Annotated in this window: 1 protein-coding gene; it reads left to right on the plus strand. The window is 69.6% G+C overall.

Annotation, left to right across the window (positions count from 1 at the left end; translation table 11 throughout):
- The coding region (gene acs, locus EV278_RS23835) for an acetate--CoA ligase (RefSeq protein ID WP_243692314.1) at positions 1-1,929 on the plus strand (1,929 nt) is incomplete at both ends.

The following is a 1,929-nucleotide window of genomic DNA, read 5'->3' on the forward strand; positions in this document are numbered from 1 at the left end:
TCCGGTTCCCGACGACTGGGCGGGCAAGGCCCATATCGACGCGGCGGGCTATGAGGCGGCGCTGGCGCGGGTGGAGGCCGATCCGGAGGGCTACTGGCGCGACCTGGCCGGACGGCTGGACTGGATCTCGGCCCCGACGAAGATCAAGGACGTCTCGTTCGCCAGGGACGACTTCCACATCCACTGGTACGCCGACGGGGTGTTGAACGCCTCGGCCAACTGCCTGGACCGCCACCTGCCGCACCGCAAGGACGACGTGGCCCTGATCTTCGAGGGCGACGAGCCGGGCCATTCCTACACCGTCACCTACGGCCAGCTGCACGAGCAGGTCTGCAGGATGGCCAACGTCCTCAAGGACCTGGGGGCCAGGAAGGGCGACCGGGTCACGATCTATCTGCCGATGATCCCGCTGGCGGCCGTGGCCATGCTGGCCTGCGCGCGGATCGGGGCGATCCATTCGGTGGTGTTCGGCGGCTTTTCGCCCGACTCGATCGCCGGCCGCATCCAGGACTGCGAGAGCCGCCTGGTGATCACCGCCGACCAGGGCTGTCGCGGCGGCAAGCGCGTGCCGCTGAAGGCCAATGTCGACAAGGCCCTGGAGCAGTGCCCGCAGGTCGACAAGGTGCTGCTGATCCGCTGGACCGGCGCGGAGGTCCCGCTGGTCGAGGGCCGCGACGTGGTCTGGGACGACGTCCAGGCCGCCGCCTCGACCACCTGCGCCCCCGAGCCGATGAACGCCGAGGACCCGCTGTTCATCCTCTACACCTCCGGCTCGACGGGAAAGCCCAAGGGGGTGATGCACACCACCGGCGGCTACCTGGCCTGGGCCAGCTGGACCCACGAGGCGGTGTTCGACTACCGGCCCTCCTCTCCCGGCAAGAAGGGCGAGGTGTTCTGGTGCACCGCCGACGTCGGCTGGGTGACCGGCCACAGCTATGTAGTCTATGGCCCGCTGGCCAATGGCGGGACCAGCCTGATCTTCGAGGGCGTGCCCAACTACCCGACCCCGGCCCGGTTCTGGGAGGTGGTCGACAAGCACCAGGTCGAGATCTTCTACACCGCCCCCACGGCCCTGCGCGCCCTGATGCGCGAGGGCGACGAGCACGTGACCAGGAACGACCTGTCGTCCCTGCGCCTGCTGGGCAGCGTGGGCGAGCCGATCAATCCCGAGGCCTGGCTGTGGTACCACCGCGTGGTCGGCAAGGACCGCCTGCCGATCGTCGACACCTGGTGGCAGACCGAGACCGGCGGCATCCTGGTCTCGCCCCTGCCGGGCGCCACGGCCCTGAAGCCCGGCTCGGCCACCAAGCCCCTGCCCGGCGTCAAGCTGCAGCTGGTCGACGCTGGCGGCCAGGTGCTGGAGGGGGCCACCGAGGGCAATCTGGTGATCACCGACAGCTGGCCGGGCCAGATGCGCGGCGTCTACGGCGACCCCGACCGGTTCTTCGCCACCTACTTCTCGGCCTATCCGGGCAAGTACTTCACCGGCGACGGCTGCCGCCGCGACGCGGACGGCTATTACTGGATCACCGGCCGGGTCGACGACGTGATCAACGTCTCGGGCCACCGCCTGGGCACCGCCGAGATCGAGAGCGCCCTGGTGGCCCACGACGCCGTCGCCGAGGCCGCCGTGGTCGGCTACCCGCACGACATCAAGGGCCAGGGCGTCTACGCCTATGTGACGCTGAAGGCGGGGGTCCAGGCCACCGACGACCTGCGCAAGGCGCTGATCCTGTGGGTGCGCCAGGAGATCGGCCCGTTCGCCGCGCCCGACCTGCTGCAATGGGCCCCCGGCCTGCCCAAGACCCGCTCGGGCAAGATCATGCGCCGCATCCTGCGCAAGATCGCCGAGAACGAACTCTCCAGCCTGGGCGACACCTCCACCCTGGCCGATCCCTCCGTCGTCGATGACCTGGTGAAGAATCGCAC

Source organism: Caulobacter sp. BK020 (assembly GCF_004342605.1).
Taxonomy (GTDB): domain Bacteria; phylum Pseudomonadota; class Alphaproteobacteria; order Caulobacterales; family Caulobacteraceae; genus Caulobacter.